Raw genomic sequence first — 9,185 nt, 5'->3', positions numbered from 1 at the left:
GGAAGGGGAATGCGAGGGCGTGATCATTGACACACCGCGCGGGGAACACGGCTTTGGCTACGACCCGGTCTTCTACATGCCGGCGCTGGGGAAGACGATGGCGGAGCTCCCGCCGGAGCTGAAGAACCGGGTCAGCCATCGGGCGCGCGCCCTGATGCGCATGAAGCCCATCTTACAGGCACTGCTGGAGCGTTCATAAGCCGGCCAGGAATTCCGCCACCGCGCCGGCCACCTCCTCCGGGCGTTCGAAGGTCAGCATATGGCCGGCGCCGGCAAATGTGACCAGGCGGGCACGCGGCAGTCCCCCGCACAGCTCTTCCGATAAGGCGAGGGGGACCATGCGGTCCTCACTGCCGGCCAGGATCAACGCCGGCTGAGGGATATCCTTCAACTCCGCGCGGCGGTCAAACCGACTGCAGGCCAGGAAGTCGCGGTACAGCACCGCCGGCGGCACCTGCTCCATCCGCTGGCGGGCCAGCTTTTTGCCCTCTTCGGGGAAATCCCGACCGTATGCCCACCCCACGATGCGGGGGATGATCTCCCCCGGCGCTGTCTGCAATCCTTCCAGGATGAGCGGCGATACCGGCAGGCGCGCGCCGGCGCCGATGAGCACCAGGGCGCGCACCAGGGACGGCTCCTGCAGGGCCAGCTCCAGCGCCACCGCCGCGCCCATGGAATGGCCTACGACCACGGCCGGCGGAAGCTGGAGGGCGCGCATGAATTCCGCTGTCCAGGCGCTGTAGCCGGCGATGGAATCGCAGGCCGGCGGAGCGGAGCGGCCGTGTCCGGGCAGGTCGAGGGCATATACCCGCGCCTTGGGCAGGCGCCGCAGGGAGGCCGGCCAGTCCAGATGGCTCCCGCCGGCGCCGTGGATGAGCAGGAGGGTATGCGAGGAGCCAGGCGCGCCGGCGGCCGTGTAATAGGCGCGGCCCATGAGGATGTTCGCGAACGGCATAGGGTCATCCTCCGGCCGGCCTCACGCCGGCAGGGGTTCCAGGTCGCCGGCCTCGTAGAGGATGGCGGCGGCGGCGACGATGCCGGCGGTTTCGGCGCGCAGGATGCGCGGCCCCAGGCTGACGGTGCGGACGCCGTAGGCCTGCGCCATGCGCACTTCGTCCTCCGTGAAGCCGCCCTCCGGCCCGATGAAGAGATTGATGGAGAAGGGAAGCGGCGCTTCGGACAGCAGGCGCTTCAGGCTGGTACGGGTCTCGCCTTCCCAGGGGAGCAGGGTCAAACTGCCGGCGTCGCGGGCACGTTCGAGGGCTTGCTGGAACATGGTGGCCGGCTCCAGGACAGGGAGCCGGCCGCGGCGGGACTGTTCGGCGGCTTCGCGGATAATGCGCTCCCAGCGCTCATGCTTGCGGCGGATATCATCCAGGTTGGCGACCACACAGCGGGATGTGATAATGGGCACGAACTCCACAATGCCCAGCTCCGTCCCCTTCTGCAGGGCGAATTCGAAGCGGTCCCCCTTCAGCATGGCCTGGTACAGGCTGACCTTGACCCGCGGTTCGCCCCGGGCAAGCATGCGGCGGATAATGTTCCCGCTGATCTGGTACGGCTCGACTTCGGTCAGCTCCACCTCCATTTCCCAACCGGAATCGTCCAGGATGATGATGTGCTCTCCCGGGGTCATGCGCAGGACGTTGCGGATATGGTGCGCCTGCTGGCCCTGGATAAGCACCCGGCCGCGCCCGATGGCGTTTGGGGAGACGAAAAAGCGGTGCATGGTACCACCTCATCCTCCGGTTTTGCGGACGACTAATCCCACCCAATCGCCCTGGGTTTGGCGCTCCACGACGCGGAGGCCGGCTTCCTCCAGGGCATCCTGCACCAGCTCCTCACGTTCCTGGATGATGCCGGAGAGTATCATCAGGCCATCCGGCGCGAGCCAGGCATCCAGGCCGTGGGATATCATGGTGGCGATGACCTCCGCCAGGATGTTGACCAGCATGAGATCGAAGCCCTGCGGGGCCATAAGCACCGCCTCGTCCACGGCGCGCTGGTCCTCTTCGCCGCGCGGCGGCAGGGTTCCCTGCAGGACCAGGACCCGCTCCGCAAGGCCGTTGGCAGCCGCGTTGTCCGCGGCGACTTCCACGGCCAAGGCGTCAATATCCAGGGCCAGGATGCGCTCGGCCCCCAGTTTGCCGGCGGCGATGGAGAGGATGCCGGAGCCGCATCCCAGGTCGAGGACTTTCTGGCCGGGCCGGCAGTAGCGCTCCAGCGCCCGGAGGCATAACTGCGTGGAGGGGTGCAGGCCAGTGCCGAAGGCCATGCCCGGGTCCAGCTCGATGATGACCTCATCCGGCTGAGCCTGCCACTCGCACCAGGTGGGCTTGATGACCAGCCGTTCGCCCAGCTTCATCGGGCGGTAATGGGCCTTCCAGGCCTCGGCCCAATCCTCATCCTCCAGCAGTTTGAACTGCACGGGGCCGGTCGGGTGCACCTGATTGATATGCCAGACCGCTTCCTCCACCCGCCGGCGGCATTCCTCCTCTTCCAGCGTGTGATGGACGGGGAAATAACCGATGACCCAGTACAGGCCGGCCTCTGGGGAATCGGGTGGGGCGGCCGGCTCCACCCGCTCCAGCACCGCCCCGCCGGTGCTCACCCGATTGAAGTACTCGCTGATGACTTCCACGGCTTCCCCATCGGCCTGCACGCGTGCTTCCAACCACCGTACCCGGGATGCATTGCTGTGTTTCATGGCTTGAAGGCGTCTTTGAACCGCTCGAAGATGTTTTTACTGTTCTGCGGGATGACCGGTTTGCCCAGGGTTTTGCCCAGCTCTTCCAGCAGTTCTCTCTGGCGCGCAGTCAGCTTGGTGGGGGTCACCACCCGGGCGATGATCACCAGGTCGCCGCGCCCGTTGCGGCGCAGGTGGGGCACTCCGCGGCCCTTCAGGCGGAAGATATCGCCGGTCTGTGTGCCGGCGGGTATCACAAAGTCCTCCTCCCCCTCCAGGGTGGGGATGCGCACCATATCGCCGAGTGCCGCCTGCGCGAAGTTGAGCGGAAGCTCCAGGATGAGGTCATCCTCCTGCCGCTGGAAGATGGGGTGCGGTTTGACCGTCAGCACGACATAGAGGTTGCCGGGCGGCCCGCCGTATAAACCGGCCTCCCCCTCGCCGGCCAGGCGGATTTTGGTGCCGTTGTCCACGCCGGCGGGGATGGTGACGGTGATCTTGCGCAGGCGCTGGACCTGCCGGCGGCCGCGGCATTCGGTACAGGGGGTGTGGATAACAGTGCCCTCCCCCTGACAGCGCGGACAGACGCTGACGGTGACGAAGGCCCCCAGGATGGACTGCTGGACGCGGCGCACCTCGCCCGTGCCCTTGCACTGGGGACAGGTGGTGGGATAGGTGCCCGGCTCGGCGCCGCTCCCGTTACAGCGCGGGCAGGTCTCCGTACGCGGGATCTCGATCTCCTTCTCACAGCCGAACACAGCCTCTTCGAAGGAGATCTCGATCTGCACGCGTAGGTCCTCGCCGCGGCGGGGCCGCCGGCTGGCGCGTGCCGAGGTACCCATGCCAAAGCCGGCGAAGAGGTCCTCGAACAGATCGCCCAGCCCGCCGAAGCCGAAGCCGGTGAAGTCGCCGAAGCCGTTGCCGGAGACGCCGGCGTGGCCGAAGCGGTCATAGGCGGCGCGCTTCTCGGGGTCGCTCAGCACCTCGTAGGCCTCGTTGATCTCCTTAAAGCGGGCCTCCGCTTCAGGGGATTTGTTGACGTCGGGGTGGTACTGGCGGGCCAGCCGGCGGTATGCTTTTTTGATTTCCTCGGTGGTGGCAGTTCGCTCCACCCCGAGAACCTCATAGTAGTCGCGCTTGGCGCTCATCCTGTATGCCGCTCATACGATGATGTTGGAGGGGGCGGCACGGGGGCCGCCCCTTGTAAATGGGTTTATGCCTGGCGGTACTCGCCGTCCACCACTTCTTCTTCGCCGCCGGAGGAGGGGCCGGCGCTTGTGTCATCGCCGGCAGTGGATGGGCCGGCGGCCTGATACATGGCGGCGCCCAGGCGCTGGAGGGCTTCGCCGAGTTCCTGGGTGGCCTGGCGGATGCGCGCCACATCGCGCCCCTGCATGGCACTGCGCGCGGCCTCGATCTTGTGCTCCACGTCGGCGCGCAGGTCCGCCGGCACTTTATCGCCGTACTCGCGCAGGAGCTTCTCCGCCTGGTAGATGGTGGAATCGGCGTTGTTGCGGGCTTCCACCTCTTCTTTGCGCCGGCGGTCTTCCTCGGCGAACTGCTCCGCCTCCTGGACCATGCGCTTAATCTCTTCTTCCGTCAGACCGCTGGAGGCGGTGATGGTGATGCGCTGTTCGCGACCGGTGGCCTTGTCGCGCGCCGAGACGTGCAGGATGCCGTCGGCGTCAATGTCGAAGGTGACCTCGATCTGGGGGACGCCGCGCGGCGCCGGCGGGATGCCGTCCAGGATGAAGCGCCCCAGCGATTTGTTATCAGCGGCCATGGGGCGTTCGCCCTGCAGGACGTGGATCTCGACCTGGGTCTGGCCGTCCGCGGCGGTGGAGAAGATCTGGCTCTTGCGGGTGGGGATGGTGGTATTGCGCTCGATGAGCGGCGTCATCACCCCGCCCAGGGTCTCGATGCCCAGGGTGAGCGGCGTCACATCCAGCAGGAGGATGTCCTTGACCTGGCCGCCGAGGACGCCGGCCTGGATGGCCGCGCCGATCGCCACTACTTCATCCGGGTTGACGCCTTTGTGCGGCTCTTTGCCGAAGAAGCGGCGCACGGCCTCCTGGACGGCCGGCATGCGGGTCTGCCCGCCCACCAGGATGACCTCGCCCACGTCCTCGGGACGGAGCTTGGCGTCCAGCAGGGCCTGCCGGCAGGGCCCCAGCGTGCGCTCGATGAGGTCGCCTACCAATTGCTCCAGCTTGGAGCGGCTCAGACGCATCACCAGGTGTTTGGGGCCAGAGGCGTCAGCGGTGATGAAGGGCAGGTTGATCTCCGTCTCCATGACGGTGGACAGCTCGATCTTCGCCCGCTCGGCGGCCTCTTTCAGGCGCTGGAGGGCCATGCGGTCCTCCCGCAGGTCAATGCCATGCTCGCGCTTGAACTCCTCCGCCAGCCAGTCGATGATGCGCTGGTCGAAGTCGTCGCCGCCCAGGTGGGTATCGCCGTTGGTGGACTTGACCTCGAAGACGCCGTCGCCCAGCTCGAGGATGGAGATATCGAAGGTGCCGCCGCCCAGGTCATAGACAGCGATGATCTCGTCCTTCTTTTTGTCCAGGCCATAGGCCAGGGCGGAGGCGGTGGGTTCGTTGATGATGCGGAGCACCTCCAGGCCGGCAATGCGGCCGGCGTCTTTGGTGGCCTGGCGCTGAGAGTCGTTGAAGTAGGCCGGCACGGTGATGACCGCCTGGGTCACCGGCTCGCCCAGATAGGCCTCGGCGTCCTGCTTGATCTTCTGCAGGATCATGGCCGAGATCTCCGGCGGGGAATATTCCCGCCCGCCCATGACGACGCGCACATCGCCGTTGGGAGCGGCGGTCACCTTGTAGGGCACCAGCTCGATATCGCGTTGGACGGATGGCTCGTTATATTTGCGCCCCATGAAGCGCTTGATGGAAAAGATGGTGTTCTCCGGGTTGGTGATGGCCTGCCGCTTGGCGACCAGGCCGACCATGCGTTCGCCGGTCTTCGGGTTGACGGCCACGACCGAAGGGAACAGCCGGGAGCCTTCCGCGCTGGGGATGACGGTTGGTTCACCGCCCTCCATAACGGCAACTACCGAGTTTGTCGTGCCCAGGTCAATGCCAACGATTCTGCCCATATGTGTTATTCTCCTAGCGTCTCATAAGAATTAATAATGAAGGGGTTCAGGAGCCGGAGCCGCCGGCCTCTGTGGTCTCGCGCCGGCGGGCGACGCGCACCTGCGCCGGCCGCAGGACCCGCTCGCCGAAGCGGTATCCCCGCCGCACCACGCCGATGATGGCGCCGTCCTCGTGTTCGGCGCTCTCTTCATAGGAAACCGCCTCGTGGTAGAGGGGGTCGAACTGGCCGCCTTCCGCCTCGATGGCCTGCAGGCCTTCCTGGCGCAGGAGGTCCAGGAGTTTCTGATACACCATTTGCATGCCGATGATCCATTCATGGCCGGCCAGCTCCGCCGGCAGATGGGCGAAGGCGCGCTCCATATCGTCGACGATGGGGAGCAGGCGCTTGAGAAAATCGGCGGTGGCCGTCTTCTGGAACTCCTGGCGGTCGCGCTCCATGCGTTTGCGGAAATTGGAGAATTCCGCCACGGAGCGCCGCCACTGATCCAGGTACTCGTCGGCTTTGGCCTGGGTTTCCTCCAACTGCCGGCGCAGTTCGGCCAGCTCCGCCTCGCCGGGCGCGGTCTCCGCCACTTCCTCCCCCGTGGGAGAAGTGGGGGGAGTTTCGGTGGTGGGAGCATCGCCGGCAGGCCCGAGGGCCGGCTCCTGTCCAAATTCCAGTTTCTCCTTGCCGTTATCTTTCACAGGTTCATCACCTCCTGGGTGTCGGTCTGCAGACACTGGTTATTCCTCCATGTCGATAATGTCCGCTTCGTTTTCAGCGGGCAATTTTTCCTCGGCGTACAGGGAGCGAATCAACTCGCTGAGCACGTCGGAAACGTAGCGCACGGCTGAGATATTGCGGGCGTAGGGCATGCGCATGGGGCCCAGCACGCCCAGCAGGCCGGTGACGCGATCGCGCCAGCCGTAGCGGGAGAGCACCACACTGCAGGCGCTTAGCCCTTCCCAGCGGCCTTCGCCGCCGATGATGACCTGGATACTGCCCGGCGCGGCCATTTCGCGCGCGAGCATGCTCAACAGGTCGCGCTCTTCCAGGACGCGGATGAGCTGGAGGCCGGCTTCCGGATCGGCGAACTCCGGCGCCTCGAGCACGTGCGCCAGGCCATGGCGGTAGACCTCCATGCCGCCCTGGCGGTCGCTCTCGTCAATCAGGTCAGCCACCAGGTCGCGGATGCCGGCTTCGAAGGCGTCCAGTGCCAGTGCTTTGGAGCGGATCTGGCCGGCGGTCAGGCCCATGAACAGGTCATTGAACTTATTGGATATGCGCTGGAGCTCTTCCTGGGGCTTGGCCTGTGCCAGGGAGAGCATGCGCTGCATGACGATGCCGCCCTGGAGCACCAGCACCAGCAGGACCAGGGTATCGCGGATGGAGATCAGCTCCAGGTGTTTGTACTGGCCGCGCGAGATGCGGGGACTGGAGACCAGGGCCGCGCTGTGGGTGACGTGCGCCAGGACCGCCGCGGCGAGCTTGGCCCATTCCTCCAGGCTCATGCCGGCCTGATGGAACTGGTGGCGGATCATGATGCGCTCGCGCTCGGGCAGTTGGCTTTCCCCCATGAGATGTTCGACGAAGAAGCGGTAGCCGGCCTCGGTGGGGACGCGGCCGGCGGAGGTATGGGGGTGGGTCAGGTAGCCCAGTTCCTCCAGGTAGGCCATTTCGTTGCGGATGGTGGCCGGGCTGACCCCCAACCCGTACTGCTCCACCACTGTTTTGGAGCTGACCGGCTGTGCAGTCTGGATATATTGTTTGACGATCAGTCCGAGGACGGTCTTTTGTCGTTCGGTCAGTTCGGGTGTTGTCATAGGCACCTGGGTATGGTATGGCCGGCGGGGCCGGCGCGTCAAGCGTTATGTAATGGTTTTTAGCACTCTCTCCCCCAGAGTGCTAAAATTCGGGGTATATAATACCATTTTCCGGCGTGTCTGTCAAGAAGTACAAGGAGGGCGGCGGGAGGAAGGGGAATTTGACGCGGGGGGTAAATTGTTTATAATGGGTAGCGCGCCCGTAGCTCAACGGACAGAGCGCCTGACTTCGAATCAGTAGGCTGGGAGTTCGAGTCTCCCCGGGCGCGCCTACTACAATATACAGCCCCGTTTTCCGCATATATCCACTGTATGTAGTATGCCTCGTTCCCTTCCCGCCCTTTGTCTGGCCTGACAACACTTTTGACAACACTTCGGAGGTGCACAATGGCCAGAGGCAGGGGCGAGGGGACTATCGTCAAGCGCACGGATGGGCGCTATCAAGCGTCTTTGCAGGTCAACGGGCGCCGGCGCACGGTGTACGGACGCACCCGCCAAGAGGTGGCCCAGAAGCTGAAGGAACTGCAGGAATGGGCGGAGCGCCAGGGGGAGCTTCCTGACAGCAGGCGCACCGTCGCAGACCTGATACGGTCCTGGCTGGAAACCTGCGAACCGACGCTGAAGCCCAAGACGCTTGTAAGCTATAAGCAGACCTGCGATCTGTACATCCGCCCCGTCCTGGGCCAAATGCGCCTGGACAGGCTGAAACCCCATCACGTTCAAAAGCTGGTGAATGACCTGCAAAGGGAGGACAAGACCCGCACCGCCCAACTGGTCTACGTCCTCCTGCACCGCGCCTGCAGGCTGGGCGTCATGTGGGGCTGGCTGATAGAGAACCCCTGCGACCGCATCGTCAGGCCCCGCTATGCGCCGGCACGCAAGGAGCTGTGGACGCCTGACCAGCTCCGCGCCTTCCTGGAGGGAACCCGTGACCACTGGCTGTACCCTCTCTTCCTCCTGGCGGTGGCCACCGGTGCCAGGCTGGGCGAACTGCTGGCGCTGACCTGGGAGGACGTGGACCTGAACGCGGGCACACTGACCATCCGACGCTCCCTGCACCGCATCGCTGGCCAGTGGGTGGTGGGAGAGCCAAAGACGAGCGCCGGCGTGCGCACTATCGCCCTGCCAACGGAGGCGGTGAGCGCGCTGAAGCGCCAGCGTGCCATCCAGGCCCAACTGCGCCTGAAGGCGGGCGCGTCCTGGCAGAACAGCGGGCTGGTCTTCACAGGGGAGCACGGGCAACCGTTGAGCCAGAGCACCGTCCAGCATGCCCTGCGCAGGGAGTGCCAGCGTCTGAATCTCCCACCCATGACGCCCCATGGACTGCGCCACCTGCACGCATCGCTCCTGCTGGAGGCGGGCCTGCCGGTGACGCAGGTCTCCCAGCGCCTGGGCCATGCCACGCCCCAGGTGACCATGAGCGTGTACGCCCACGCACTGCGCAGACCAGACCACGAGGCGGTGGAGGCCATCCGGAGCGCGATAGCGGCAGGATAGCGTGCAGAAGGCGCGAAAAACGGGCTGGAAGCACGGGAAAGCAGTAGGTGGAGCGTAGATGGAGCGTAGGAGGTGCATGATGTGCGAAC

The 9,185-nt window shown here is 65.4% G+C and carries 9 protein-coding genes and 1 tRNA gene; 3 read left to right on the top strand and 7 right to left on the bottom strand.

Annotated features, from left to right (window positions below):
• The coding region (locus H5T60_07930; protein MBC7242358.1) for a non-canonical purine NTP pyrophosphatase at positions 1-199 on the top strand (199 nt) is incomplete at its 5' end.
• On the opposite strand, the gene H5T60_07925 is transcribed toward H5T60_07930, so the two are convergent.
• The 7 genes from H5T60_07925 to hrcA all read right to left on the bottom strand — a co-directional run bounded on the left by H5T60_07925 (position 194) and on the right by hrcA (position 7,599).
• Positions 194-955 (bottom strand): alpha/beta hydrolase, encoded by a 762-nt coding sequence (locus tag H5T60_07925; GenBank protein ID MBC7242357.1) that lies wholly within the window; start codon positions 953-955, stop codon positions 194-196. The genes H5T60_07930 and H5T60_07925 overlap by 6 nt on opposite strands.
• A 21-nt stretch (positions 956-976) precedes the next feature.
• On the bottom strand, positions 977-1,729 hold the full coding sequence (locus H5T60_07920) for a 16S rRNA (uracil(1498)-N(3))-methyltransferase (protein MBC7242356.1): 753 nt from the start codon (positions 1,727-1,729) through the stop codon (positions 977-979).
• A 9-nt stretch (positions 1,730-1,738) separates the two neighbouring features.
• Entirely contained in the window at positions 1,739-2,674 is a 936-nt protein-coding gene (gene prmA / locus H5T60_07915; GenBank protein MBC7242355.1) for a 50S ribosomal protein L11 methyltransferase, read from the bottom strand.
• 29 nt (positions 2,675-2,703) lie between these two features.
• Entirely contained in the window at positions 2,704-3,834 is a 1,131-nt protein-coding gene (dnaJ, locus tag H5T60_07910) for a molecular chaperone DnaJ (protein ID MBC7242354.1), read from the bottom strand.
• Positions 3,835-3,899: 65 nt separating this feature from the next.
• Entirely contained in the window at positions 3,900-5,795 is a 1,896-nt protein-coding gene (gene dnaK / locus H5T60_07905) for a molecular chaperone DnaK (GenBank protein MBC7242353.1), read from the bottom strand.
• A gap of 46 nt (positions 5,796-5,841) precedes the next feature.
• A complete protein-coding gene (locus H5T60_07900) occupies positions 5,842-6,480 on the bottom strand; it encodes a nucleotide exchange factor GrpE (GenBank protein ID MBC7242352.1) in 639 nt (212 codons plus the stop codon).
• Positions 6,481-6,519: 39 nt separating this feature from the next.
• A complete protein-coding gene (gene hrcA / locus H5T60_07895; protein MBC7242351.1) occupies positions 6,520-7,599 on the bottom strand; it encodes a heat-inducible transcription repressor HrcA in 1,080 nt (359 codons plus the stop codon).
• 196 nt (positions 7,600-7,795) lie between these two features.
• Here hrcA and H5T60_07890 point away from each other — a divergent pair.
• Both H5T60_07890 and H5T60_07885 read left to right on the top strand, forming a co-directional pair.
• A tRNA-Arg gene (locus tag H5T60_07890) sits at positions 7,796-7,868 on the top strand.
• A 118-nt stretch (positions 7,869-7,986) separates the two neighbouring features.
• Positions 7,987-9,096 carry a site-specific integrase gene (locus tag H5T60_07885; GenBank protein MBC7242350.1) on the top strand — a complete coding sequence of 370 codons (1,110 nt, stop codon included), beginning with the start codon at positions 7,987-7,989 and terminating at the stop codon, positions 9,094-9,096.
• The last annotated feature ends 89 nt before the right edge of the window (positions 9,097-9,185 follow it).

The organism is Anaerolineae bacterium (assembly GCA_014360855.1).
Lineage (GTDB): Bacteria > Chloroflexota > Anaerolineae > JACIWP01 > JACIWP01 > JACIWP01.
The sequence above is the reverse complement of the archived record's forward strand: the minus strand, read 5'-3'. Positions and strand labels throughout refer to the sequence as shown.

Coding starts and splice junctions, on each gene's coding strand:
- H5T60_07925 (MBC7242357.1), bottom strand. CDS start 955: ATGCCGTTCGCGAACATCCTCATGGGCCGCGCCTATTACACGGCCGCC.
- H5T60_07920 (MBC7242356.1), bottom strand. CDS start 1,729: ATGCACCGCTTTTTCGTCTCCCCAAACGCCATCGGGCGCGGCCGGGTG.
- dnaJ (MBC7242354.1), bottom strand. CDS start 3,834: ATGAGCGCCAAGCGCGACTACTATGAGGTTCTCGGGGTGGAGCGAACT.
- dnaK (MBC7242353.1), bottom strand. CDS start 5,795: ATGGGCAGAATCGTTGGCATTGACCTGGGCACGACAAACTCGGTAGTT.
- hrcA (MBC7242351.1), bottom strand. CDS start 7,599: ATGACAACACCCGAACTGACCGAACGACAAAAGACCGTCCTCGGACTG.
- H5T60_07885 (MBC7242350.1), top strand. CDS start 7,987: ATGGCCAGAGGCAGGGGCGAGGGGACTATCGTCAAGCGCACGGATGGG.